General features: G+C 38.4%; 26 protein-coding genes. 17 read left to right on the top strand and 9 right to left on the bottom strand.

The annotated features are described in order from the left end of the window. The first annotated feature begins 17 nt into the window (after positions 1–17). The 3 genes from ggt (at position 18) to SJY09_RS04235 (ending at position 3,747) form a co-directional block, all read left to right on the top strand. The gene (gene ggt / locus SJY09_RS04245) at positions 18–1,703 is read left to right on the top strand and encodes a gamma-glutamyltransferase (RefSeq protein WP_396637717.1); all 1,686 of its coding nucleotides are present in this window, start codon (positions 18–20) and stop codon (positions 1,701–1,703) included. A gap of 180 nt (positions 1,704–1,883) precedes the next feature. Next, on the top strand, positions 1,884–3,050 hold the full coding sequence (locus SJY09_RS04240) for a putative phage abortive infection protein (protein WP_396637716.1): 1,167 nt from the start codon (positions 1,884–1,886) through the stop codon (positions 3,048–3,050). Next, positions 3,040–3,747: a hypothetical protein gene (locus tag SJY09_RS04235; RefSeq protein ID WP_396637715.1), complete on the top strand. Its 708-nt coding sequence runs from the start codon at positions 3,040–3,042 to the stop codon at positions 3,745–3,747. Before SJY09_RS04240 ends, SJY09_RS04235 begins: the two co-directional genes overlap by 11 nt. On the opposite strand, the gene SJY09_RS04230 is transcribed toward SJY09_RS04235, so the two are convergent. Further along, a complete protein-coding gene (locus SJY09_RS04230) occupies positions 3,744–4,814 on the bottom strand; it encodes a transporter substrate-binding domain-containing protein (RefSeq protein WP_396637714.1) in 1,071 nt (356 codons plus the stop codon). The genes SJY09_RS04235 and SJY09_RS04230 overlap by 4 nt on opposite strands. Positions 4,815–5,116: 302 nt before the next feature. On the opposite strand from SJY09_RS04230, the gene SJY09_RS04225 reads away from it, so the two are divergent. Further along, positions 5,117–5,599 carry a GNAT family N-acetyltransferase gene (locus SJY09_RS04225; protein ID WP_396637713.1) on the top strand — a complete coding sequence of 161 codons (483 nt, stop codon included), beginning with the start codon at positions 5,117–5,119 and terminating at the stop codon, positions 5,597–5,599. On the opposite strand, the gene SJY09_RS04220 is transcribed toward SJY09_RS04225, so the two are convergent. Continuing rightward, a complete protein-coding gene (locus SJY09_RS04220) occupies positions 5,596–6,363 on the bottom strand; it encodes an XRE family transcriptional regulator (RefSeq protein WP_396637712.1) in 768 nt (255 codons plus the stop codon). The two genes, SJY09_RS04225 and SJY09_RS04220, sit on opposite strands and share 4 nt — an antisense overlap. Positions 6,364–6,460: 97 nt before the next feature. Here SJY09_RS04220 and SJY09_RS04215 point away from each other — a divergent pair, with 97 nt between their 5' ends. The 4 genes from SJY09_RS04215 to SJY09_RS04200 all read left to right on the top strand — a co-directional run bounded on the left by SJY09_RS04215 (position 6,461) and on the right by SJY09_RS04200 (position 10,256). Continuing rightward, positions 6,461–7,723, top strand: coding sequence for a putative DNA modification/repair radical SAM protein (locus SJY09_RS04215; protein WP_396637711.1), 1,263 nt, complete (start codon positions 6,461–6,463; stop codon positions 7,721–7,723). A 5-nt stretch (positions 7,724–7,728) separates the two neighbouring features. Continuing rightward, a complete protein-coding gene (locus SJY09_RS04210; RefSeq protein ID WP_396637710.1) occupies positions 7,729–7,911 on the top strand; it encodes a hypothetical protein in 183 nt (60 codons plus the stop codon). Between the two features lie 5 nt (positions 7,912–7,916). Further along, a complete protein-coding gene (locus SJY09_RS04205) occupies positions 7,917–8,690 on the top strand; it encodes a TIGR03915 family putative DNA repair protein (protein ID WP_396637709.1) in 774 nt (257 codons plus the stop codon). 912 nt (positions 8,691–9,602) lie between these two features. Further along, positions 9,603–10,256, top strand: a complete 654-nt coding sequence (locus SJY09_RS04200; protein WP_396637708.1) for a hypothetical protein — start codon at positions 9,603–9,605, stop codon at positions 10,254–10,256. A gap of 37 nt (positions 10,257–10,293) precedes the next feature. Here the strand turns inward: SJY09_RS04200 and SJY09_RS04195 are convergent, their stop codons facing one another. Further along, on the bottom strand, positions 10,294–10,818 hold the full coding sequence (locus tag SJY09_RS04195; protein WP_396637707.1) for a hypothetical protein: 525 nt from the start codon (positions 10,816–10,818) through the stop codon (positions 10,294–10,296). Positions 10,819–10,980: 162 nt separating this feature from the next. On the opposite strand from SJY09_RS04195, the gene SJY09_RS04190 reads away from it, so the two are divergent. Then, entirely contained in the window at positions 10,981–12,024 is a 1,044-nt protein-coding gene (locus tag SJY09_RS04190) for a ThuA domain-containing protein (protein ID WP_396637706.1), read from the top strand. 12 nt (positions 12,025–12,036) lie between these two features. On the opposite strand, the gene SJY09_RS04185 is transcribed toward SJY09_RS04190, so the two are convergent. Next, positions 12,037–12,507, bottom strand: coding sequence for a nuclear transport factor 2 family protein (locus SJY09_RS04185; protein ID WP_396637705.1), 471 nt, complete (start codon positions 12,505–12,507; stop codon positions 12,037–12,039). A 127-nt stretch (positions 12,508–12,634) separates the two neighbouring features. Between SJY09_RS04185 and panB the strand changes: the two genes are divergently transcribed. Genes panB through SJY09_RS04165 form a run of 4 tightly spaced genes read left to right on the top strand, consistent with a single transcriptional unit; the run spans position 12,635 to position 15,237 of the window. Further along, positions 12,635–13,453: a 3-methyl-2-oxobutanoate hydroxymethyltransferase gene (gene panB / locus SJY09_RS04180; protein WP_396637704.1), complete on the top strand. Its 819-nt coding sequence runs from the start codon at positions 12,635–12,637 to the stop codon at positions 13,451–13,453. 6 nt (positions 13,454–13,459) lie between these two features. Further along, complete coding sequence (gene lspA, locus SJY09_RS04175; protein ID WP_396637703.1) at positions 13,460–13,963, top strand: signal peptidase II; 504 nt, start codon at positions 13,460–13,462, stop codon at positions 13,961–13,963. 10 nt (positions 13,964–13,973) lie between these two features. After that, complete coding sequence (locus SJY09_RS04170) at positions 13,974–14,672, top strand: RluA family pseudouridine synthase (RefSeq protein WP_396637702.1); 699 nt, start codon at positions 13,974–13,976, stop codon at positions 14,670–14,672. A 34-nt stretch (positions 14,673–14,706) separates the two neighbouring features. Continuing rightward, a complete protein-coding gene (locus SJY09_RS04165) occupies positions 14,707–15,237 on the top strand; it encodes a DUF4252 domain-containing protein (RefSeq protein ID WP_396637701.1) in 531 nt (176 codons plus the stop codon). On the opposite strand, the gene SJY09_RS04160 is transcribed toward SJY09_RS04165, so the two are convergent. Next, complete coding sequence (locus SJY09_RS04160) at positions 15,221–16,099, bottom strand: DMT family transporter (RefSeq protein WP_396637700.1); 879 nt, start codon at positions 16,097–16,099, stop codon at positions 15,221–15,223. The two genes, SJY09_RS04165 and SJY09_RS04160, sit on opposite strands and share 17 nt — an antisense overlap. Before the next feature lie 16 nt (positions 16,100–16,115). Beyond that, positions 16,116–17,660: a hypothetical protein gene (locus tag SJY09_RS04155; protein WP_396637699.1), complete on the bottom strand. Its 1,545-nt coding sequence runs from the start codon at positions 17,658–17,660 to the stop codon at positions 16,116–16,118. Between the two features lie 146 nt (positions 17,661–17,806). Here SJY09_RS04155 and SJY09_RS04150 point away from each other — a divergent pair, with 146 nt between their 5' ends. Together SJY09_RS04150 and leuB are read left to right on the top strand one after the other, a co-directional pair. Beyond that, positions 17,807–18,979: a 2-isopropylmalate synthase gene (locus SJY09_RS04150; protein ID WP_396637698.1), complete on the top strand. Its 1,173-nt coding sequence runs from the start codon at positions 17,807–17,809 to the stop codon at positions 18,977–18,979. After that, positions 18,979–20,097, top strand: coding sequence for a 3-isopropylmalate dehydrogenase (gene leuB, locus SJY09_RS04145; RefSeq protein WP_396637697.1), 1,119 nt, complete (start codon positions 18,979–18,981; stop codon positions 20,095–20,097). Before SJY09_RS04150 ends, leuB begins: the two co-directional genes overlap by 1 nt. A gap of 5 nt (positions 20,098–20,102) precedes the next feature. Here leuB and SJY09_RS04140 read toward each other — a convergent pair whose 3' ends face one another. After that, entirely contained in the window at positions 20,103–21,329 is a 1,227-nt protein-coding gene (locus SJY09_RS04140; protein WP_396637696.1) for a peroxiredoxin family protein, read from the bottom strand. Positions 21,330–21,456: 127 nt separating this feature from the next. Between SJY09_RS04140 and pheT the strand changes: the two genes are divergently transcribed. Then, on the top strand, positions 21,457–23,886 hold the full coding sequence (gene pheT / locus SJY09_RS04135; protein WP_396637695.1) for a phenylalanine--tRNA ligase subunit beta: 2,430 nt from the start codon (positions 21,457–21,459) through the stop codon (positions 23,884–23,886). 1 nt (position 23,887) lies between these two features. Here pheT and SJY09_RS04130 read toward each other — a convergent pair whose 3' ends face one another. Beyond that, positions 23,888–24,460 (bottom strand): fasciclin domain-containing protein, encoded by a 573-nt coding sequence (locus SJY09_RS04130; RefSeq protein WP_396637694.1) that lies wholly within the window; start codon positions 24,458–24,460, stop codon positions 23,888–23,890. 210 nt (positions 24,461–24,670) lie between these two features. Here SJY09_RS04130 and SJY09_RS04125 point away from each other — a divergent pair, with 210 nt between their 5' ends. Further along, a complete protein-coding gene (locus tag SJY09_RS04125) occupies positions 24,671–25,393 on the top strand; it encodes a hypothetical protein (protein ID WP_396637693.1) in 723 nt (240 codons plus the stop codon). A gap of 17 nt (positions 25,394–25,410) precedes the next feature. On the opposite strand, the gene SJY09_RS04120 is transcribed toward SJY09_RS04125, so the two are convergent. Continuing rightward, positions 25,411–26,532 carry a hypothetical protein gene (locus SJY09_RS04120; RefSeq protein WP_396637692.1) on the bottom strand — a complete coding sequence of 374 codons (1,122 nt, stop codon included), beginning with the start codon at positions 26,530–26,532 and terminating at the stop codon, positions 25,411–25,413. Between the last annotated feature and the right edge of the window lie 4 nt (positions 26,533–26,536).

Genomic DNA, 26,536 nt, shown 5'->3' with positions numbered 1-26,536 from the left:
AACCAACTACCTTTCTTATGAAAAAAATAATACTCTTATCTGCTTGCTTGCTCCTTTTTGTTCAATGTAAAGAAGCTCCGGCAAAACCTACGGGTTTGGTTACGGACAAGGCCATGGTAGTTTCTGCACGTGAGGAAGCCTCTAAAATTGGCGTAGAAATCATGAAAAAAGGAGGAAATGCCTTTGATGCCATGATTGCCACGGAAATGGCTTTGGTGGTGGCTTATCCTTTTGCGGGCAATCTAGGTGGTGGTGGCTTTATGGTATACAGAAAAGCGGATGGCAATGTAGGAGGATTGGATTATAGGGAAAAAGCGCCTTTATCCGGTCACAAAGACATGTATTTGGATTCACTCGGTAACGTTATTCCCGGTAAAAGTACGCTAGGTGCTACGGCAGTTGGTGTTCCAGGGACCGTAGCCGGTATTATTGAAGTACACAAAAAGTTTGGCTCCTTGCCACTATCCGAAATATTTGAACCCGTGATTGCATTAGCGGAGAAAGGTGTTATAGTTACGGCGAACCAAGAAAAAAGATTAGCGAGTCAACGCGATAAGTTCATTGAAGTAAATGGCGATAGTACCAAGTTCGCAACAATTTTCAAGGAAGGAGATATGATTAGCTATCCTGCCCTGGCGCAAACCATGCGGAAAATTGCAGAAAATGGTAGGGATGGATTCTACAAAGGAGAAACTGCACAGAAACTGGCCGCTTTTATTCAGAAAAATGGTGGATACATTACCGAGGAGGACTTGGCGAAGTATGAAGCGGTTTGGCGCCAACCTATTATTTTCGATTATAAGGATATCCGGGTTATTTCTATGAGCCCACCGAGCAGCGGTGGGGTTACCATAAATCAAATCTTTAAGATGATGGAGCCTTATGAGGTTTCTGAATTTGGCCATAATTCCGCCAAAATGGTACAGTTGTTCACAGAAGCGTCCCGCAGGGCTTATGCGGACCGAAATTACTACTTGGGAGATCCCGATTTTGTAGATATTCCCCTAGATGTAATTCTAAGCAATAGTTATCTAAGCGAGCGCATGGAGAGCTTTTCTTTTGATAAAGCAACCAAATCCTCAGATGTAGAACGTGGCAATGTGGAAATCGTAGAAAGTATGGAAACGACCCACTACTCTATCGTTGATGCGGAAGGAAATGCAGTCTCGGTTACCACCACATTGAACGGTGCCTATGGCTCTAAACTCTATTCGGATGAATTAGGCTTCTTTTTAAATAATGAAATGGATGATTTTAGCGCCAAACCTGGAGTTCCCAATATGTTTGGGTTAATTGGGGCGGAAGCGAATAGTATTGCCGCAGAAAAACGTATGCTGAGTAGTATGACACCTACCATCGTGGAACGTGATGGCAAACTATGGTTGGTGGTTGGTACACCTGGTGGCTCTACCATTATTACTGCGGTAGCACAGACCATTCTTAATACCTATGAGTTTAATATGAGCATGCAAGAGGCAGTGAACGCGCCTCGTTTTCACCACCAATGGTTACCGGATATGGTGATTTTTGAACCGGAAGGCTTTTCTAGTACCCTAAAAGACGAAATGAAATCCAAAGGATACATTATCAATGAGGAACGAACACCTATCATTGGAAAGGTAGATGCCATTAGAGTGTTACCTAACGGTAAACTCGAAGGTGGTGCCGATAAACGTGGTGATGATATGGCTGTTGGGTATTAGCGCCCTGACCCCAAATGGGGTATAATTGTAAGCTTTAGTTGAAAAACAAACTCAAATACAAACTCAAAATCAAGAGCAAGTGTGAGGTGCGAATAGCGAATAGCGAATAGCGAAGTTCAAAATGAAACTCAAATACAAGTTCAAGTTCAAGTTCAAGTTCAAGTTCAAGTTCAAGTTCAAATGTCAAACTCAACATTAGATACTAAAATTAATGAATATCAAAATGATATAAGCCGAATTTCTAAGGGTCTTGGATTTATTGCAGTATTCCTTGTAATAATTTCCTTTATAGCCCCTTGGTTATTTACCCTTGAAAATATTTCAATATTAGATTTTTCTGATAAAGGAGCAATCGGTGATACTATTGGTGGTATTATGAATCCTTTCATCGGACTAGCTGGAGTAATTCTTACTTTTTTAGCATTTTATCTGCAGTATAAAGCTAATCAAATACAAATTGAAAATTTTAATGCGCAATTACAGCAGGATAGAGAACATTTTCAGAATCAAATTAATGAACAAAAAAAACAGTTTTCAAAAAGTCAAGTTGAAAGTCAATTTTTTGAAATGATAAGACTACATAAAGAAAATGTAAGTGAAATTTCATTGGAGGTTTCATCCCCGTTAAAAAAAACAAAATCTATTGTAACCGGAAGAAATGCATTTGAACACCTCTTGAATGAAGTTAGTCTTATTCATCAGGTTTTAAAATATCACTTTGTAAATGAACCTTTAGAAGATGATTATCTGATTCATTTAGCATATCACTACTTTTTCTCGGGATTATCGATCGGCAATTTAAATCATCCTCCTAACAAAAATACCTTCAGGGGTGCATTTAAAGATTTAAGAATAATTCTAATGTCCAGCATTGGACAGTCTGGTGTTGGATCTCTTAAAAAAGATGAGCTATATTTTAATTATGATTTAAATAGTATTAATCATTCAATACTTCAAGGCTATTCTCATGTTTTAGGACACTATTACAGACATCTATTTCATACTGTTAAATTTATTGCACAACAAGATGAAAACTTTATTTCTTATGAGGAGAAAAGAAGATATCTACGAGTATTGAGAGCGCAACTTTCGAATGAAGAGCAAGCTTTACTATTTTATAACTGGAAATCGAATTACGGTAAAAACTGGGAATCAGATTCTAATAAGTTTCTTACAGACTATAGAATGATTCATAATTTAAAAGAAAAGTTTTTAAATTTTAATTTTGACCTAAAACACGAATTCAAAATAGAAAAAGACAAACCCATTTATTATCGAACTGAAAAAAATAGAAAAGATGATTTCTTATTCGAATTTCAAAACAAAGAACTAAATCATGATTCGTAAACTATTAAAAATCTTAGGAATACTGCTGCTATTGCTCGTTGTTGGTTTTGGATGTCTGTACTTCATCTACAACGAAAAACTACCTGAAGGGCAATCTGGTCCTGAAGCTGATGCCTTAGCGCAAAAAATGCTTACCTCACTAAATAGTAAAAAGTACCAAAACACCCGTTTTTTGGAATGGAGCTTTAGAGGTGGTGCTTACGAATACAAATGGGACCGAGAAAGAGGTATGGTTGATATGCGATGGGATGACTACCGTGTGCAGTTAGATTTAATTTCACCTAACTCCAGTATCGTATTCAAAAATGAACAGCGTCTTAACGGCAATGAAAGTGCCGGTTTAATCGAAGACGCAATGGATAATTTTAATAACGATTCGTTTTGGCTTGTTGCTCCCTATAAGATTTTTGATAAGGGAACGAAACGTAGCATTGTGCAGCTAGAAGACGGCTTGGAAGGATTATTGGTTACCTATAATTCTGGCGGCACTACGCCTGGTGATTCCTATTTATGGATCTTACAACCCAGCGGTTTTCCTAAAAGCTATAAGATGTGGGTAAAAATTATTCCTATTGGAGGTATCGAAGCTACTTGGGACGATTGGGCCGTAATGGAAAGTGGTGCATTCTTACCAAAAACCCATCAATTAGGACCTCTAGAAATTTCCATGGGTGCTATTAGAGGATATAATCGCTAAAGCTCCACCAGACCAAATTCACTCAACACAATCTCCCACTCCTTGGTTTCCTTAATATCTAGAATGCGTTGGGATATTAATTGTTCTAACGCGGTGTGTGTCTTTGGCAAACCAAAGGCATAGAATTGCACATCGAATTTTAGGGGTAGTAATTCTAAATTATGAAGACTGGAGTCTTTCTGTATTCGATATTTTAAAATAGGCTCGTCATATAAAAATGCTTCTATATTTCCTTTCTTTAAATCGGTTAAACCGTTAACTACTCCAGCATATGTTTTTACATTCTTAAAAAAATGTTCGGACAAAAAAGTTCGTGTGCCGGATTTGGCCACCGTACCTACTTTTCGCTCCTTAAATTCATTAAAACCTTCCGGATTAGTATTCAACTGATTTACGGTTAAACTAGAAGCGATACTTGCCGTTAGTCCAGAGATAAACAGTAAGCCTCCGAACATTAACACCAAAGCGGAGATTTTACCCAACTTGGTCCGTGGTGCCTTGTCGCCATAACCTACTGTGGTAAGGGTTACGGCAGACCACCAAAGTCCGTCCCAAATTCCTCTTGGCCCAGTTCTAAAGGTTTCTGGATTTTCCTTTCTTTCAAACAGCCACCCTAAAAAGCCAAAAATAAAAATGATGAGCAACAATACTAAAAGTCCTCGGAGGAAATTCACATTAAAGAATCCTTCTAAAAAAATCATTAGTTTCCTAAAGGAAGAGACCTGAGCTACCGCCGCAGTGGCATTGGACGCAAAAAAGGAATGTGTAAACTCCATGTTCCTGCTGCGGTCGCTTGTAATGGTTAATGGATTAATACTTAAATCGATACCGCCCGTTCCTAACGAATCTAACATATCCGAAAAATTCATGGGGACCAATTTGTAGTCCAGCGCTAAGTCTTGCGCCACTTGTTTCCAAAGCCAAATATTAAGGCCTTCCAAATCCTTTCCTTCTTTTACAATAAAAGGTGCGGCCGGCGTATAGCCAACAAGTAAAGTGTCTCGGGTGACTTGACCTTTTGCTACAAAAACAAGTATAAATAGTAAAGCGAATAGTAATCTACCCATGGATTCAAATATTGTTATTTTAAACTAAATATACGTTTTTTAGTATGTAACGGAAATACATCAAAACTTAATAAAAAAACCATTGTGTATTTTAAAAACACATACAAAAATGTCAGTTCGAGTGGTTGATTTTCGATTTTTCCATCGAAAATCGAGTGTATCGAGAACCCTTCGGCTTAGCTCATACCATCGCCCTTTGAGACATAAAATGGTTCTCTCCCGAAGCTTCGGGAACAATTTTTCTTCATTACATTACGAAAAATCACTCGAACTGACTCTATATTCAAGTCAATAGGTTAAAAATGAAAAATGAGTCAAAAAAGTATACTTTTAAACATCATACTAAGAAAATGGAAATAAAACTACTGGAGAAAGAGGATATCTCAGAAGAGCTGCAAACTCAATTATCCCAACTGTACTTACAACTGAATTCGGAATTAAGGCAATTACCGCTGACCAGTATTCTAGAAGCATCGGATTGTATAGATATTGCTTGTTGTTTCGAAGGAACGCAATTAGTAGGGATTGCTATGATGGCTAATTACAAAGTAGTATCGGGCTATAAAGGAATGATTGAAGATGTTGTGGTTGCCGAAGACCAGCGTGGAAAAGGTATCGGTAGAAAACTCATGGAGAGACTGTTGGACCAAGCCCGTTTACGAAAACTGGATGATGTGCTTCTCTTTAGTGGACATCACAGAACAGCCGCCATCAGTCTGTATAAAAGTCTAGGATTTCATCTAAAAAGTAGTGGTCTTTACGTTAAAAAGATGAAGACCGTTTAGTCTACCTTCTTTACGTGTTGTAATTGATTCTTCAGCTCCTGCATGGATTCCTGCAACTGTCGCAACAAACCACTGTCGGTAGTAGCATCTACGTTAAAGGTAATTTTACTGCTCACTTCCCATATTTCCTGAATCTGAAAAGGTTTAATATCATAAGGCGGGTAGGTCTCGTTCAAAGAAACCAAAGTTATGTTGTTGGAGTTTGGACGTTTTTCCACTTTCTTCACCATTACGGAATCCTGTAAGACCACTACGTACATTTTATTGGCGCTCACATAATCTATATGTTCTATGGCACGGGCCAAAACCCATTCCCCAGGATGCAGATTAGGCAACATACTATCCCCCTCTACCTGAAAACCTCTGTAGGTGGCATTTCTAAATTCTGGTATGGGTAAATCAAAAGCGGGCAATTGCTCGTACCAACTGGTATCTGCAATATTCTGTGGGTAACCTGCTGCGGCCTTTGCATTGACCAAAACCATATTCTCGTTCTCGGCGGCATCTACGGTAACCACTTTAGGGATAACACTGGTATTGGAAGTTTCCAAATATTGTTGCTCACTTTCCCCGAACAACCAAAGCGGATTTATCTTAAACTGTTTCAACAGCTCAGAAACCACTTTTCCGGATAGTTTGGTACGACCACGTTCTATATCCGCGGTGGTGTTAGAAACGCCTATAAGTGCCGCAAATTCGGCCTGTGTGTATCCCAATTCCCGTCTAATATCCGTAAATCGCTTTAAAGTGAGTTCATTTTCCATACTCAAATATACTAAATATGGATTATATCCAAAATATTATTTGGAATATTTCCATAATTAGGAATATATCCATATTTTTGGAATATATACCAGTACTATGAATTTTGAACGTATCAAAGAGAAATTGAATATTTTGGCGGATGCCGCTAAATATGATGTTTCCTGTTCAAGCAGCGGCAGTAACCGTACCAATAAAGACAAAGGTCTTGGTAATAGCACGGGTATGGGTATTTGTCATAGTTATACGGAAGATGGTAGGTGTGTATCGCTTTTAAAGATATTATTGACCAACCACTGCATTTTTGATTGCGCCTATTGTGTTACCAGAAAAAGTAACGATGTAAAACGTGCCGCTTTTAAAATTCAGGAGGTGGTAGATTTGACCATCAATTTTTACCGTAAAAATTATATCGAAGGCCTGTTCTTAAGTTCAGGTATTTTTAAAAGTCCAGATTACACCATGGAACGTTTGGTCGCCGTGGCCAAAAAACTAAGAGAAGAAGAAAACTTTAACGGCTATATTCATTTAAAGTCCATTCCCGGCGCAAGTGATGAATTAATGTATGAGGCCGGATTGTATGCGGACCGTTTGTCGGTCAACATAGAAATCCCCACTATTTCCGGCCTTAAACTATTAGCACCTGATAAAAAGCACGAAGATTTCTTAAAACCGATGCTAAAGGTGAAAAATGAAATCGTGCGTTACAAGTCCGAAAAGAAAATCATTCGTAGCACGCCTAAATATGCCCCAGCAGGCCAAAGCACGCAAATGATAGTTGGGGCAACAGGCGAATCCGATAAAGATATCATGTACTCCGCAACACACTTCTATAAAAATTACAATATGAAGCGGGTATATTACTCGGGCTATGTTCCCGTGGCGGATGATAAACGACTGCCTGCTATTGGAACACAGGTGCCAATGCTCCGAGAGAATAGGTTGTACCAAACGGATTGGTTATTGCGCTTTTACGGTTTTGCGGTCAATGAGCTTTTGAACGATACCCATCCCAATCTAGATATTGAGGTAGATCCAAAACTGAGCTGGGCGTTGCGAAACCTGAACCATTTTCCGGTGGATATCAATACGGCGGATAAACGGGTGTTAGCGCGTATTCCCGGAGTTGGAATGCGCTCTGTAAGCAAAATTTTAAAGGGAAGGAAATTTCGAAAATTAAACTGGGAACACCTAAAGAAAATGGGAGTTGCCCTTAACCGTGCTAAATTCTTTATCCTTTGCGATTCTCCCAATTGGGAACGCAGGGATTTGGATGCGGACCGTATTAAAGGAATGATTCTACAGCATTCGGTAGGAAAGTTCAGGAAGCAGTATAGTAGTCAATTATCATTATTTAATTAAACAGTATGGAATACTTGGAAAGCACTTGGGAAGGTATGGGTAAGGTCAATGCCAAATTTGGGTTTTTAGAACGCAGCCGTAACACCATCTTAAATACAGGTTACCAGTTTGTTGTCTTTAAAAGTAGGGCGAAGAAATATGTGTACACCTTAAAAAGACAACTCATTTTGTTTTATACTAAATCCTAATGAATATGAACACTTCAAAAACATTAATTTACGACGGTAGTTTCAATGGTTTTTTAACTGCTGTTTTCACGGGCTTTGAGCAAAAAATTAGTCAGGCCGATATTCAACGTAAAGGTCAGGCTCAAAACGGACTCTTTACCGAAACGGAAACCATATTCACCAACTTGGAAAAGGCCAAGCGGGTATGGAACGGTGTTCGTGGACGTAGCAACAATGCTATCAAAAGCATCTACTTTGCTTTTCTGAGTGAACAAAAGGGCATTGAGCCCCTACTCTACCATTACATTCAAAAGCTGATGGGAAGTAAAGAAAATAAAGCTGCTGATTTTTCGGATGATGCAATTCTTAAGATAAACCAACTGGCGCATAGAGTGGGCAGGGAAAAGCACCGTATGGAAGCCTTTGTGCGATTTCAATTAACCAAGGATGAAGTCTATTTCGCAAATATTGAACCTGATTTTGATGTACTGCCCCTAATCTCCAAACATTTCCGGTCTCGCTATGCGGACCAACAATGGATTATCTATGATGTAAAGCGTAAATACGGGTTATTTTATAATTTACAAAGCGTAGAATTGATTTCGCTTGACCTGCAAGATGCCCATGTAAATAGTTTAAAAAGAAATGCTGCCTTTACCAATGAAGAGTATGCGTATCAGGAGCTATGGAACAACTACTTTCAAAGTACCAATATTAAATCCCGTATTAATAAAAAGCTTCATACACAGCATGTACCCAAACGGTATTGGAAATATTTAAGCGAGAAGAAAGTGAGTTAATAACCTTTTGTGTATTATAAAAGTGAGATGTGTCGAAGGATGAATGAGAAAAAAGTTTAGTCAGTTCGAGTGCTTGATTTTACAATAATTTCATTGTGAAATTAAGTGTATCGAGAACCCTTCTGCTTCCCTCAGGGCATCGCCTTTTGCAACACGAAAGCTTCTCGATACTCCCGAGGCTTCGGAATTCGCTCCGGAAAAAGTCGCGAAAATCACTCAAAGTGACATCCGTAATTGGAAACCAAGCTAATACGCACAAGGGGTTAAAAGATGTAAAGTTACCATGAGTTGAGTCGAAGGATGAATGAGAAAAAAGTTTAGTCAGTTCGAGTGCTTGATTTTACAATAATTTCATTGTAAAATGAAGTGTATCGAGAACCCTTCTGCTTCCCTCAGGGCATCGCCTTTTGCAACACGAAAGCTTCTCGATACTCCCGAGGCTTCGGGATTCGCTCCGGAAAAGGTCGCGAAAATCACTCGAAGTGACATTGATACGAAAGTTTAGTTAGTTCCGTCTGTTTATAAATCAAAGAATAACTGTGTAGGAATGCTCTTGAAATGAATAGCGGGAAATCCTAATTTAGTTATGAGCTGGTGAATAGAATTAGAACCCTATTAATCTAAACTTTGACTACAATTAAAAGAAAAAATATCAAACAATTGGAATACACTTACAACAATCCATTAAGCATTACTAGTCAATTCAGTTTCTGCGGATTACCTTTTCGATTAGATACTTATGCAGGCTGTTCTATAGGTTGTCACCGAACTGTTTTACTACTCTTAACCCAATTAATAACAAAACATAATCAAATCATATACTCCTATCCTATTCCAATTAATAATTACAAACTTAGATTCATCCAATTCCGTATTTTTGCAACACCATTAACTAGTACAAACACACTATCCATGTTTAAAAAAATTAGCCTCCTCGCGCTTACTGCACTCTTATTTGCATCTTGTTGGAAAGACAAAAGCCCTGAAAACCTCATTCGTTTAAAGGATAAGTTTAAATCTACGGTAGCCTCTTTTGAAAAGCGCAAAGAGACCGCAAACAAAAATGTGAACAAAGGTCTGGAAACTCTAAATGCGCTCAAGACGGCTTTAGAGGACACCAAAAACGAGGATAAGGAATTTGCCAAAGTATATGGCGATTGGGAAAAAGTGAATAAACGCGTGGAGCGTTTAAACAAGGAATATGAGGATTTAAAATCGCATGCGGCCAACCTTTTCAATGCCATGGAAACACAGACCAATAGTCTTAGTGACGAAACCAGCAGAAATACCTTAAACGGAGCTATCAAAAAGGCAAGGGTAAAGTACAACGGAACATTAGCAAATACCTCCAAGGCCATTGAAAGACTACGTTTACTTCACGGAGATGCCGTTGAAGTGGTAAAAGCCCTTGAAGTTGCCGCTGCCCTAAATTCCTTTGATAACATCAATGATCAAATGAAAAGTATCGAAGGTCGTGTGGACGGTATTATGCAAGAGCTCAATGTTGCCGTGGTGGAAAGTAAAAAGCTCTACGAGAAAAAGATTACGGAGTTAGGGGAAGAGTAGCCCTCCGCCCTTCATTTAATACATACGAAAGAACAGTTTATTTGCTACGCTCTCCCACAAAATGGTCGCTCTTATTTTTAAACAGCACATTAAAAGAGGTTAAACTTCCGTAGATACGGGTAATGTATTGCTGCAAGTCTATTTTTTCTTGGTCGTCCAGGTTTTTACTACTGTTTATTTTTTGCTCCATAACACGGATACGGTCGCGCACCATGACAATTTTATGGAAAAAGCTATCGATAGGCAGTTCCTTATTGGCCAAGGCATCACCCGGCTCTAAAATTAATTTTCCACCTTTCCACTTATCGGCAATGGCTACTTTTTCATGGGTATCGCTCCATTTTTCTAAAATCTGAACCAAGGAGCTTTCTATATCAAAAAAACTAACGGTATCCACTTCAGCCTCAACGGCCTCGATTACTTCAAAATCAGCATCAATAGCAATAGTTTCCAGACCAGCTTCTAAAAAAGTGACCCAATAGTATTTAGAGGACACATTGGTGACCACTCCTTTTCCATATTCCGTATGATCTATTCGAGAACCTATTCCTAAGATTTTCATGTTATACTAAATTAAAATTTAACAACAAATGTAGCGGCTGTGGTATACAAATCCAAGATTGGAGTACGCTTTGGCAAAGAAACTTCAAATCCTCTTTTGTTCCATTTTAATATTTCAAGTACTTTTAAACCTTTACCAGACTCCTAACAAACTATAGCTCCCATGAAAAGATTCACTATTCCTCTTTTTCTTACGCTTTTAATTATCGCCTGTGGTGAAGAAAAGAAAGAAGTCCTAAAACCTAAACCCGTTACAAAACAACAAGTGCTTATCATCGACGGTCAGAACAATCATTATATATGGCCCAAAACAACGCAAATGATGAAAGATTATCTGGAGGAAACTGGGCTGTTCGACGTAAGCATTCATAGAACGGACTCCGTTTGGCTGGGCATAAAATATAATGAGAGCAGACCGGAACCCTACACCCAATTCATTGAAGCGTATCCGGTAGGGGAGGCGGACTATGTTATTTCTCACGACCCGATAAAAACATCGGATTTCACTATAGATTTCAACAAATATGACCTGGTAGTGACCAACTTAGGTTTTGATGCGGCCTTATGGCCAGCAGCTACCAGAAAGGCCTTTGAAAAATATATGAAAAATGGTGGTGGACTAATGGTAGTACATGCGGCAAATAATTCTTGGGGCCACTGGGAAGAATACAATAAAATGATAGGTCTGGGCGCATGGGGAGGACGTGATGCGAGTTCGGGGCCTTACGTATATTATAACGATGCGGGTAAAATGGTACGTGACAGTACGGATGGGGTTTGTGGTTCACACGGTATGGAGTACGAATTTGAAGTGACTACAAGAGCCAGCGAACACCCTATTATGAAAGGTTTACCAGCAAAGTGGTTGCACACGCAGGATGAGCTGTACGAGCGTATGCGCGGACCTTTTGAAAACGCTACTATTTTAGCCACGGCTTATGCAGATGTAGAGAAAAATGCCCCACCATGGGATGAAAGTGTTAAAGGCCTAGGACAGCATGTACCCATGCTAATGACAATTAACTATGGCGAGGGAAGGGTTTTTCATACCACACTGGGACATTTTGATTATTCTATGGAATGTGTTGGTTTTATTACCACCCTGCAGCGTGGCGCGGAATGGGCCGCTACAGGAAACGTAACCCAAGCTGTTCCAAAAGATTTTCCGGCATCGGGCAAGACGTCATCTAGGAAGTGGAGCAAGTAGCGGCATTTAAATCTAGGGTTTACCGGGCGTGTTTTCGCAACCTTCCCTCCTACGGGTATCTATCAAATAAATAATCTTCCATTTTCCCTTGTCCTTAAAAAGCTGAAAGGAATTGACACCGCAATGATGAAACTCGTTATTTAACCAGAATTCATAAGGCGTCCAGGCATTGGCCATAGCCCCGTCTATTTGAATGGAATAATCTAAAATACGTTCTTCAAATTGCACAGAATCGGGAATACTAGTAATAGCATGTACCAAATCGTCAAAGTTTTCGGTTCGTAAACGTTGAATACCATCTTTTTGAGCTCCAATGGTCTGCAGTACTATAGCGGTATCCACAACCTTTTTCATTCCGATGGCATCTTGGGCATGAAAAGAAGTGAAAAAATCTTTTATCGTGTTCTTTACCGCCGTGGTATCTTCCTGAGCTAAAGTCATGGCAAAAGAAAAACAACATAGTATTCCTAGTAACTGTTTCATATTTATTCGTTTAACGCGTCTTTAAAAATAAGCATAATCTATCTTTAAAAGACAAACGAGTCCGTGTTAAGATAAGACGCGAATTCTCATGAAAACTCCTTATTTTTAGCAGAATAAATTTTAATGGATGTCCATAGCTAAAAAAGAATACAAAAGAGTTACCGTAAAGTCCTTGGTGGACATGAAAAAGAACGGAGAGAAAATCTCCATGTTAACGGCCTATGATTACTCCATGGCCAAAATAGTAGATGCAGCCAATGTAGATGTTATTCTCGTTGGGGATTCCGCCAGTAACGTTATGGCAGGCCATGAGACTACTTTACCCATTACCCTAGACCAAATGATTTATCATGCGTCTTCGGTAATCAGAGCTATTCAAAGATGTTTGGTCGTAGTGGATCTGCCTTTTGGAAGCTACCAGAGCGACCCTAAGGAAGCGCTACGTTCAGCCATTCGCATTATGAAAGAAAGTGGTGCACATGCTGTAAAAGTTGAAGGCGGCGCAGAAATAAAAGAATCCGTAAAGCGTATCCTTGCCGCCGGTATACCGGTCATGGGTCATTTGGGCCTAACGCCACAATCCATTTATAAGTTCGGAACATACACGGTAAGGGCTAAGGAGGAAGAAGAGGCGGAAAAATTGATGGAAGATGCCAAGCTTCTAGAAAAATTAGGTTGTTTTGGTTTAGTTCTTGAAAAAATACCTGCTGAACTCACGAAAAAAGTTTCCGAAAGTCTTACGATACCCACCATTGGTATAGGAGGTGGCAAACATGCAGATGGGCAAGTACTGGTAATACACGATTTGTTGGGTATGACACATGAATTTAATCCTCGGTTTCTAAGAAGATATATGAATTTGTACGAAGAAATGGGCAATGCTATTTCCAACTACGTAAAAGACGTAAAAAGTCAAGATTTTCCAAGCGATAAAGAACAATACTAAAAGTTCATGGAACTGCAAAGGAAACCGTTCTTATCCCGTTTGTATATAATTCTATTAGTGCTTCTTAACATTGGTTGCGACCAAATATCAAAAGAAGTAGTACGGGATAAGGTGAGAAGCAAAGATTATATTGAACTTATTGACGACCATTTTATTCTCACTAATATCGAGAACAAAGGAGCTATGTTGGGATTTGGAGCCAATTTCCCTCCCTTCGTTAAAAAAATTCTTTTACAAGGACTGCCCTTAATCGTGTTACTTATTCTACTCTACAGAACACTGACTAAGACCGATTTAAATATTTGGCTCATTATAGCATTTGCCTTTGTGATAGGCGGTGGTATCGGAAACCTGATAGACCGTATTTATTATGGTTCCGTAACCGACTTTTTTCAGATAAGACTCGGCGTACTAAAAACGGGTATTTTTAATATGGCGGATGTTTCCGTTACGTTTGGCGTACTGCTGATTCTACTATTAAGCCTTACGCATAAAAAGCTCTCCATTTAACAAAAGAAAATTGCCAAAAAACCAACATTCTAACGCAAAGAATCTTCAGGTGCTGCATGAGGATAATCACCTTATTGTGGTCAATAAAAGGCCAGGGGACATTGTACAAGGAGATAAAACTGGTGATACTCCCTTAAGCGAAGTGGTCAAGGAATACCTAAAAGTAAAGTATGATAAGCCCGGAAATGTATATTTAGGCGTGGTGCATCGTTTAGACCGGCCTACCTCGGGTATTGTGGTATTTGCCAAAACGTCTAAAGCACTTCCAAGGTTGAATAAGCTTTTTGCAGAGCGCGGTACGGAAAAAACCTATTGGGCCGTGGTTAAAAATCTTCCGAATAAAACTGAAGACACCCTTGTTCATTGGTTGAAGAGAAATCCAAAGCAAAACAAATCCTATGCACACAAAAAGGAAGTACCCGATAGTAAAAAAGCTATTCTAGCGTATCGGTTAATTAAAGAATTGAATAATTATTACTTGCTAGAGGTTGACCTTAAAACCGGTAGACATCATCAAATACGCTCGCAATTATCCGGCATAGGAAGTCCCATTAAGGGTGACTTAAAATATGGTGCGAACCGTAGTAACCCAGACGGAAGTATTCATTTACATGCAAGGAAATTACATTTTATACATCCGGTAAAAAAAGAACCCTTGACTATAGTTGCCCCGGTACCCAAAGACCCTATTTGGGATGCATGTTCCTAATATTTGTATTTTTAAACACACTAAACACAAAACCATGATACGAAAACTAAGTACTTTACTTCTATTGTTCCTTATTTCTGGCTGCGGAAGCTACAATTCAATTGACACCTTCTATAATGCACATAAGAACGATAACCAAGTTACAGCAGTACGGGTACCACAATTCATGTTAACCCTAATCAGTAATATTTCTCCGGAGATGCAATCCCTTGTTGGAAATACCAGAGACTTAAGATACATGCAGTTCCCTAGTGCAACTCCTACCCGAACACAGTTTTTGAACAAACAGATGAACGGTATTACCGGTAATTCATTTATAGAGGTTTACCGCAAAAACGACGAGTTAAAAAGAAACGTAGTTTCTATACGGGAAAAGAAGAATACGGTTAAAGAAATATTAATATATAACAATAATAATCAGAACGGTTCCTTTCTTTACTTCAATGGTAACTTTGATCCTGTAAAAGTGCGTGATATGGCTAAAAACAATGAATTTGAAACCTTAGGGGAAGGTTTATTGAATCAATTTGGAAGCGGTACCCCAAGCATTAATCCGGAACAGTAAGTTTCGGTTTTCTGGTTACCCTAAAACTTTCGATAACGACGGAAGCCAATATTAATACGCCACCAAAAACGGTTCTTAGCTCAGGTATTTCCCTTAAGAAGATAATGCCTATGAGTATACCATAAACGGGTTGTATGCTGCTTAGAATACTCACTGTTGTAATGCTAAAGTGTTTGAAGGTCATTAAGAATAAAGTGTGACCTACGGCGGTGGTCAATAAGGCCAGCACCAACAGACCTTGCCATTGCCCCATAACCATGCTAATATCCGTATAAAATACAAAGGGTAGTAAGGCCAAGCCCACAATACCTACTTGATACACCATGAGCATAGAACCGTGGTATTTGTTCACCTGTGATTTTAGGACCAGATTCCGTAAGGCATAGCAAAATGCAGAGAAAACCCCAATACCAATCGCTATGGTGTTAGATTCTTTAATGTCAAAGGTGGGTGCTAAGAAATATATTCCACTAATTACAAGCGCTCCCAATAGCAAATGCATCCATTGCAATTTTGTCTTTAACAGCAGGGGTTCCAAAAAGGCCGTTATAACCGGATAAGTAAATAAGGATAGCATTCCAATAGCAACATTAGACCATTGTAAGGCATAGAAATAGGTTACCCAGTGCAATCCCATCAATAGCCCACTTAAAATAATAACAGGCAAATCTTTCCGATATACCTTTAAGGAAATTCTCTTCCATCTGCAGAAAATGTAAAGAAGTACAAATGCAAGAAGCCCCCTGCACGCGATGGTTACGGGAACTGGAAGTTCCACATACCTTCCCAAGGCACCAGAGGTACCAATGAATAACATTGCCAGATTAATCTCCAGCAGATGGGAAAAGTTAATACGTTTCATAGATTTTGCTAGTAACTTATCTGGTATGAAGTAAGGCTTTTTCGCGTATAATCTGCGATACCGGTTTGTTCTCCAAATGGCTTTCTAACCAAGAAATAATATCTAAATATAAAAATGCCCGCTTTTCATACGGGTGATTTTCATACTTCTTCAGTTCGGTATGCAATTTCTGGAACTCACCCCTCAATTCATTGGGATAAATGCCTCCTAAACTTCGTAGAAATTTTATCATCTCCTTTTGTACAGCATGCATATCATTCATTTTCAGAAGGAATTTATAGGTACTTTTCAATTGTACTTCTAAATGGTAATCCATCCCGGCCTCATAATGCGCGACCAAACTGAGCACCCGTGCAAAACACATGAGATCTTCGCGCATTTTTAGACTCTTATTCTCTATAATTTTTTTCAAATACTGAATACAGGTCTTATTATCACCTATTCCAAAATACAAACACGCTATTTTATAATACAGTACCATTACATGATGTGCATCTATACGGTCTCTATGTTTATTAATTCCGTATTCAACAATTTTAACCAAATAGAGGCCTTTTTCGAAAGTGCCTTCTAAAAAGTGAAGGTTCAATTTATTCGCGTTTAAATAGATAAATGCAAGGGAGCTTATGTTATCGTTTTTTGGAAAATCTTTATCCTTAAGCGTAATTTCAAGTCTTTCAAGTGTTTGTTTAAATTGAGAGCTGTATTTAACATAAAATAAGGATTCTAACAAATAATGATTTCCCTTTAAAAAGAAAACAGGATTTAAATAAATCATCTCCTTATTTTCATAAAATAAATCCACCCACTTATTGGCATATTTATAACAAGAAAGGAAGTCTTGGGTTAAAAAACTATACCATAAATGTGCCTTATAAAGCCAAAGTTTTTCTCTAAAATCTAAGGTATCCAGATCGTATTTTGGAAGTTGTTTATTAAAATAATCCTTTACTTTTTTGTAGTCTTCATCGCTGCGGGCGTACCCTACTTTAAGCATCATCCCATAAAGTTGTAAGGACAAATTGGACAGCTTACTGGTCATTACATTTTGACCCGATAATTCTTTAGCCTGTACGGCTAATTCATTAGCCCTGTCCGGAATACTTCTGGTGATATACTGTGTCTCTATTATCTTTTCTAATTCAACAATTTCGTAGGCAATATTCTTCTCTTGATTATCAATAGCAATGGTCTTTGCCTTATCCAAAATTTTTAAACTTTGTTTGTAGAGTCCTTTTTGATATAAGATTGTTGCAAAATCCAGTTGCTCCCGCAATTGTACGCGAATATTCTGGTTCACCGGATTTAGTCGCAAACTGACTAAAATCTGTTTGTAAAGGTGTGCCTTTAAGTTAGAAAGCTGTGCTTTTTTGACAATACCACTCTCTAAAATCACCTTTTCATCGTACTGTTTTATTTTATCCAAAAGATTGAACAAAGCCAGGAATTTTGCATCTGCATTCACCCCTAAGCGACCAACATATAGTTTAAATTGACGCTTCTCTGATTTGGATAATGATTTTACCAAAACGAACAAGGCATCTTTATGCGCATTTGTCATCGTAAAAAAAAGAGTTTAAATAATTGAATACCAATGTTTTGAATACTCAAAAAAGTGTATTAACATTGTAAATACCGTAACAAAAATCACATATTTAGTGTACAGCGTTATATATTCGTTTAACTAGCTAAAACTACGTAAATATAATGAGCAAAGATATAGTACAAATTTTTGATACTACGCTTAGAGATGGCGAGCAGGTTCCGGGCTGTAAATTAGACATGGAACAAAAACTAGTTATTGCAGAACGCTTAGATGCGCTTGGCGTTACCATCATAGAAGCTGGTTTTCCAATATCTAGCCCTGGAGATTTTAAATCTGTGGAGAGTATTGCCAAATTGGTTAAGAACGCTACGGTTTGTGGACTAACGAGAGCGGTAAAAAAAGATATCGAAGTTGCTGCTGAAGCGCTAAAACATGCTAAAAAACCCCGTATTCATACTGGTATTGGCACTTCTGATTCACACATAAAATTCAAATTCAATTCTAATAGAGATGCTATCATAGAAAGAGCCGTTGATGCGGTGAGCTATGCAAAGACATTCGTGGAAGATGTAGAATTCTATGCCGAAGATGCAGGCAGAACCGATAATGAATTTTTAGCACGCGTTTGCGAAGCGGTTATTAAAGCTGGTGCTACCGTACTCAATATTCCGGATACCACAGGCTATTGTCTGCCAGAGGAATATGGAGCCAAAATGAAATATTTAAAGGAGAATGTAACAGGGATCGACAAAGCCATACTTTCTTGTCATTGCCACAACGACCTTGGGCTGGCTACAGCGAACTCCATCGCTGGGGTTATTAACGGAGCACGCCAAATAGAATGTACAATCAATGGTATTGGTGAGCGCGCAGGAAACACTTCTTTAGAGGAGGTTGTTATGATACTCAGACAACATCCCGATCTTAACTTGGATACTACGATCAATAGCAAATTATTATACGATACCAGCAAAATGGTATCTCAGAAAATGGGCATGGTAGTACAACCGAACAAAGCAATCGTAGGGGCTAACGCCTTTGCCCATAGCTCTGGAATTCACCAAGATGGTGTCATCAAGAATAGAGAAACTTATGAAATCATAGACCCTGCAGAAGTAGGTGTTACAGAATCCTCGATTGTGTTAACTGCAAGAAGCGGTAGAGCGGCTTTGGCATACAGAGCTAAAATAGTTGGTTATGAACTTACCAAACTACAGCTGGATGAAGTGTATGATGAGTTTTTAAAATTTGCCGATAGAAAGAAAGAGATTCTTGATGAAGATATTCATCAAATTATTGAAGCAAGTAATATAACACTACAAAGCATTAGTTAATGCAACTAAAAATAGCAGTCCTTGGTGGAGACGGAATTGGGCCGGAAGTTGTGGCACAATCCATAAAGTGTTTGCGTTCCGTCGAGGATACTTTTGGACATAAATTTACCTTTACCCAAGCAACTGTAGGAGCTGGCGCTATCGCAAAAACTGGAGACCCCTTGCCTGCAAGCACATTGGACATCTGCAAACAGGCCGATGCCGTTCTTTTTGGGGCAATAGGCGCTCCGGAATACGACGGAAACCCTAAAGCCAAAGTATGGCCAGAACAGGGACTACTGCGCTTAAGAAAAGAACTTGGTCTTTTTGCAAACATTAGGCCCGTAAAAGTATTCCCAGCTCTCGTAAAACAATCGCCCTTATCAAAAAAAGTAGTAAAAAATACAGATTTGGTCATCTACCGTGAATTATCGGGTGGAATTTATTACGGAGATAAAATTGTGGATGATACTAAAACTTCTGCCACTGACACCTGCACTTACACGGAAGCGGAAATTAGCAGAATTGCACATTTAGCCTTTAAAGCTGCTAAAGGAAGGAAAAGAAAAGTGACTTTGGTAGATAAAGCAAATGTCTTAGAAACCTCGCGACTATGGCGAAGAGTTGTTTATACTATTGCTGAAAGTTATCCAGAAGTAACACTAGAATCCCTGTTTATAGATAATGCCGCGGTTCAAATGATTCTAGACCCAAATCAGTTCGATGTTATTTTGACCGATAATATGTTCGGCGATATCCTATCGGATCAAGGAAGTGTCATTGCAGGTTCTATTGGTCTACTTCCTTCAGCATCCGTTGGAACTGATTTTGCCATGTTCGAGCCTATTCACGGTTCTTATCCAGAAGCGAAGGATAAAAATATAGCAAATCCTGTTGCATCCATTTTAAGCGCCGCTATGTTATTGCAACACTTTAAACTAAATGAAGAATCAGACGCAGTGGTCGCCGCCGTCTTAAAGTCTTTTTCAAAGAAAATTGTTACTGCGGATATTATGGGTAGCAGCAAATACGGAACGGACTATGTTGGCGACTTTATCGCCGATAATATTATGGAACTGGATGGTAGCTTCAACATCAATGATGAAAATATCGATTTAGGAAAATCTACTATCATTTAATTCCCCTACTCTTTCAAAAGTGTATTTACGAAGGTGTTGAAGTCCTGTTTGAACGCCACATATTTTTCACCCGTAGCAGGCCCGTTAAAACCCGTATGTATTTTACGTACTTCGCCTTTTTTATCAATAAAAATTGTCGTTGGATAAGACAAAACATGATTTAGCATCGGTAATTTCTCCTGAGCTAATTTCTTATCCTCAGTTCCGTACTGTGCCAAAAGAATGGGATATGGTACTCCCACCCTGTCTACCAAACGTTTTATACTTTTTTGAGCACCTTCAGAAGTCTTGGCATACTCAAAGGCTAAACCAATGATTTCAAGGTCTTCTGAGGAATTCTTCTTTGTGAAATCTACCAAAAACTTCGTCTCATCCAAACAGTTAGGGCACCAGGTGCCCATTATTTGAACAATAACAACTTTGCCTTTAAAACGCTCGTCTTCAAGCGAAACCATATTCCCACTACTGTCAGGAAAAGAAAACGCTAGTTTTTCATAGCCTTCATTTAGAAAGGTCAGCGAATCCGGACTGGGCAATTCATATATTGAATTCCTTTTCGCAATAAAAGGTTCTTTAAAATGATTTCCGGAATAGAACGTTCCGTTTATTACGCTATCCGCTACCTTACCGGTAAATAAAAATGCATGTGCACCATCAAAAGCGGATAATTTTAACGAATCACCGTCCATAACCCCGTCAAGATATCTGTAGTCTCCCGTCGCGGTCCTAAACGTTCCCGTTACTCTGCCATTTTTTTGCGTAAAAATACCTTTACCCATATAGGTGTCATCCGTTTCCGGGCTAAATGCTGTTTCCCATATTCCAGATATATCAACTAGAGGCTTTTCAACATTCGGGAATCTTTCCGGCTCACCAAATTGCGCACTGAAAGGCACAATCCTATCCAAGCTTTCTTTGATGAATTCTCCTGAAATGCTATTCTCTGTGAAAGTTCCCGCTATATAGCCCTCGAAAACCGGTGTTTTAATCAAAATAGAATCTCCGGCAATGCTAATTTCATCAACTTGAATGAGCTCCTCAGCATTGAAAATATTCATACCATAAACCCCTCCTGGCGTTTTCTGCAACTCAAAATTGAATGGTAATACCTGATTGTCCATCACCATCAATTCTGCCTGCCAGATTCCGCTTTTTAGTAGCACTTTTTTCTCGTTGGAGGCACAGCCGTATAGCATGAATATAAAAACGAACAAAATAATCCAATTTCTCATAAAGCATATTTTTAATTGACGAAATAACAACTTAATTGGAACATTAAAAAATTAAAGGTAAAAGCAGTACTTGTATAATGAATGTATTGAGGCATTGTTTTATCTTTACGCCCTTTAAAACCGACTGATGAAGATTTCTTACAACTGGTTAAAACAGTTTATAAATACGGATTGGGATTCCCAAAAAATGAGCGAACTTTTAACCGACCTAGGTTTAGAAGTTGAAGGCATAACTACTTTTGAATCTGTAAAAGGAGGCTTAAAAGGCGTTGTTGTAGGGCATGTCCTAAGTTGCGAAAAGCATAGCAATGCCGATAAATTAAAACTTACCTCGGTTGATATCGGTTTACCGGACCCAGTTCAAATAGTTTGTGGCGCGCCCAATGTAGCAAAAGGACAAAAGGTTCCTGTAGCCACTATTGGAACTAAGCTTTATACTGCGGAGGGTGAAGCATGGACCATTAAAAAAGGTAAAATTAGAGGTGAAGAAAGCCATGGTATGATATGTGCCGAGGATGAACTAGGATTGGGCGAAAGTCACGACGGGATTATGGTGCTGGATGAAGCGCTCATACCAGGTACACCTTGCTCAGAAATTTTTGAGGTTGAAAATGATGAAGTCTTTGAAATTGGGCTTACGCCTAATAGAGCGGATGCTATGAGTCACTTTGGCGTAGCCAGAGATATAAAGGCAGGCCTTCTGCAAAGAGAAATCACCCAAGAATTAATAACTCCTTCTACAAGTAATTATAACATAGATAACAGGGCATTAAAAATAGATGTCGATGTTGAAGATAATGAACTAGCGCCAAGATACTGTGGAGTTACCTTGAGTAATTTAATCGTACAGCCTTCTCCAGACTGGTTAAAAAATAGATTGAACGCTATTGGCATTACCCCTAAAAATAATATTGTTGATGCTACAAACTACGTCTTGCACGAGTTGGGTCAGCCATTACATGCTTTTGATGCAAATAAAATAAAGGGCGGGAAAATAGTTGTAAAAACCCTTCCGAAAGGGACTAAATTTATAACACTGGACGGTTTAGAACGAGAACTTCATGAGGAAGACCTTATGATTTGTGATGCTGAAAAACCAATGTGTATCGCTGGTGTATTCGGTGGATTAAATTCTGGCGTAACAGAACATACTACTTCCATTTTCTTGGAAAGTGCCTATTTTAATCCAGTTTCAATTCGCAAATCGGCTAAAAGACATGGGCTGAATACTGATGCTTCCTTTAGATTTGAGCGAGGAATCGATATTGAAAATGTTGAGTACAGCCTTAAACGAGCAGCGCTTTTAATAAAAGAAATTGCCGGAGGTGATATCACCTCTGAAATTGTAGATCTATACCCTAACAAAAGAGAAGATTTCGAAGTTTTTCTAGCGTTTGAAAAAATAAATAAGTTAATAGGTCAGGAAATACCTCGTGATACCATTAAATCTATTTTGATGTCTTTAGATATTAAGATTAAGAATGTAACCGAGACCGGAATGGGACTTTCCGTACCATCGTATCGGGTTGATGTGCAACGCCAAGTTGATGTCATTGAGGAAATCCTTAGAGTATACGGATACAATAACATTGCTTTTGGCCAAAAACTTAATGCTTCCATCGCAACAACAAACGCTTTTGAAGACCACAAAGTACAGTATTCCATCGGTAACCTTTTGGCATCCAAAGGATACTACGAAATTTTGACCAACAGTCTTTCGGCTCCGCATTATAACGACCTACTAGATGGTCCTTTAGGCGAACAAAAGCCGGTAACGATGCTAAATCCATTGAGTGGCGATTTATCTGTTTTGCGCAAAACTTCGCTATTTTCAGCGCTAGAAGCAGCAAGTTATAATATCAATAGAAAAAGGCAAAATCTTAAATTTTTCGAGTTCGGAAAAGCGTATTATGAAGCCGCTGACGAACGAATAGAAGAAAAATACCTAAGTATGCTACTAACAGGAGATGAAAATGACCCCTCTTGGACTGAAGCCACTAAAAAAACAGGCTTCTTTCAAATGAAAGCTATGGTTGAAACCATTCTTTTAAAATTAGGCATTGAGAGTACCGAAGTAAATACCGATAGTACTCAGCTATTTTCTGAGGGTCTAAGCATAATAAAAGGTCAAAAAGAATTGGTGTGCTTTGGTGTTGTTAAAAATTCCATTTTAAAAGGCTTCGATATTAAACAAGAGGTGCTTTTTGCCGATTTTAAATGGGACGCCATTCTAAAGACTATTAAAAAGAATGAGGTGCTTTTCAAAGAAATACCAAAATACCCAACGGTTAAAAGGGATTTAGCATTATTATTAAGCGAGGAAGTCACGTTTAAGGAAGTTCTTGAGCTAGCTTTTAAAGCTGAAAGAAAAATGCTAAAAGATGTAAATCTGTTTGATGTTTATCAAGGTAAAAATCTTCCTGAAGGAAAAAAATCATATGCTGTTAGTTTTACCATACAGGATACCAGAGGGACATTGACGGACAAACAAATTGATAAAGTCATGTCTAAGATTACGCAGGCCTACGAAAGGGAGCTTGACGCTACGCTAAGATAATTTAAAGCTTCACTGGCATAAATACACTATCAATTTCATGTATAACACCATTGCTATGGTTAGAATCGGCCAAGGTAATTTTCGCTTTATGACCAAAAATATCCGTTAGAATAATATCTAAACCATTCATGGTTGCTGTAATCTTTTCACCTTGCACTGTAGTGAATGTTGCTACACCATTACCTCTGCACATGGCTTTCAAAATCTTAGAAGCCGAAAGCTTACCTGCGATAATATGATAAGACATTACGGCTTTCAGTTTTGTCTTGTTCAAGGGATTCATTAACCAAGCAACTGTGACTTCCGGAAGTTTCTCAAATGCCATATTAGAAGGGGCAAAAACAGTAAATTGACCGTCGTATCCCAATACATCGTCCATATCGGATGCACGAAGTGCCGATAACAACCTACTTAGTCTAGAAGATGATTCCGTATTCGAAATAATGGATTTCTGAACATCCATTTTATAGGAGTTAAAATCACTGAGCGAGGCTACTTGAAGCTCTTCTTGAGCACTACACATTAAGGCAATGAATACCAAGCATAGCGACATGGGGGATGTCCATTTTTTCATAATCACGGTTCTAAATAAGGGGCAGGAAACCTAGTGTTCGTTCAAAGGTTCACTTTCATCGACAATATACAATCTTGGACTCAAAGCCACGCATTTAATTCAACCACGTCAATTAATTTAACATAATTTTAACATTTTAGAATGTTAAACAGAATTTCATTGAAATCTTTTATTGGCTAACTTTGATACAATTGCTAAAAGAAAAGAAAAATGTTACTACGTAAAACGAATGTTCGGGAAAAACTGAACCTGGAAAGATTAAAGCATTCCAGGTCGGAAACTGAAATATTATCACAGGTTCATGATATCCTAAGAGAAGTAGATGCCAATCATGACCGAATAGCACAAAATATTGCAAAAGGTAAACACACGCCTGTAAATAACTTTGACTTTGACCTTCTGGAAACTTCTAGAATATTTCATATTGATGAAATCAAGAACATCTGTATAAACTACAGGTTACGATTTTTAGATTCTAAATATTTTAAGGGGGAAATCCCAGTAGAGGCCCTATCTAAAATAAAATCTTTGGAGAACGAGCATGACCTAGAGTTGAAAGGTTTTAAAATAATTGCCCCGTCTAAGCTTTTTAAATTAGAGGACAAAGACGATCCTTTACTTTTTGCTCCTATAGCGAACAATTATTTTTATCTGATACATCAGTGGGGTAATGATTTACATCCCTTGAGAAAAGCGCTTATGTGGCCTTTTAAAAACATTGTGAATTTAACTGCCCTTGTATTAGCGATAAGCTACTTGGTAACTCTGTTAGTTCCCAACGGTTTATTCTCAAAATCTGATTCCGCGGTAGAATTTTGGATTATATATTTCTTTATGTTCAAATGTATAGCGTCCGTAGTAATATTTTATGGCTTTGCTTTAGGGAAAAATTTCAATCCTGCAATTTGGAATAGTAAATATTTCAATGTTTGAGACCACAGGTATATGCATTACAAATCGAAAATTGCCAAAGGAACTCCGATAAGGTCATAGTTGTCAATAAACGAGAAATCAGGAGCAGGTGAAATTCTTAAAATGCCACCTTCATTTTCTTGTCCTTTCTTTTTATAGCCTACAAGAATTAAATCATTCTTTTGGTCATAACCGACGGCAGTAGTATAGTCAACATTATATTCAACATCGAGTTGAGCGGTAGTCAAAAAATTCTCAAAATAATATAGTACCGCTGTACTAGTGTCAAAATTATATACTGCTGGTATTCTTCCGCCATCGCTTGTTTTCATAGTGTAGTACATCTTTTCGGAGGCATCAAAAGAAATTGCCATTGAATTGAAAAACATGGGCTGGGCACCCTCCCCATATTGGGTATAAGCTACAGTTAAATTATTTGAGTCCAAAGTAGTATGAAGCGTAGGATAACTAATTATAATATTGCCGTCCGGTTTAACGAACATTGTACCAACATCCATACCTAGCCCCATTTCATGAATCGTTTCCTTTGTTGATTTTTGTATTACGGAAACGTAATTTTCTTCCGTATTTCCTAAATCGACCATTAAGACGAATAGCCGATCGTTCGAGGCAACCATTTGAGTCGGTGGCATTGGTATTTCTATATCTTCATAAACGAAATTTCCTGAATTCTTATCAATGAAACGTATGAAATATTTCTTTTCCTTCCCTGTAGACTCAATCATATAGGATAAAAATACGGTATCATCATCATGGGCGATACTTCCTATGGTAAGGTTACACATCCCTAGATCTGAAAAAACCGAAAATGAGGTTTCCAAATTTTTCTTAAAATCGTACACCAAAACTTCACCTGCGCAATTTCCTGTCTTCTTATAAAAACTATATTCGTATTTATCCCGATAACTTATTTCCGGTATTTCGATTCCAGTAAATCCATTTTGTGCTTCGCTCAATTGTAATTCACTTCCATCAAAACTAAGAAGCGTGCTATTCAATTCTGTAGAACCTTGTAATAATATACCATAGTCCGAACTGCTAAAGTTCGTGTTTTCGCTTGTAGATTCATCCGAAGTTTTACTGCAAGCAACGAAAAGGACCGTCAGCATAAAGCCGACCGCGAAGGTGTAGGTTTTCATAAAA

This window comes from Maribacter sp. R77961 (assembly GCF_044594925.1).
GTDB lineage: Bacteria > Bacteroidota > Bacteroidia > Flavobacteriales > Flavobacteriaceae > Maribacter.
Note: the sequence above shows the minus strand (reverse complement) of the source record. Positions and strands in the feature narration are given on the sequence as shown.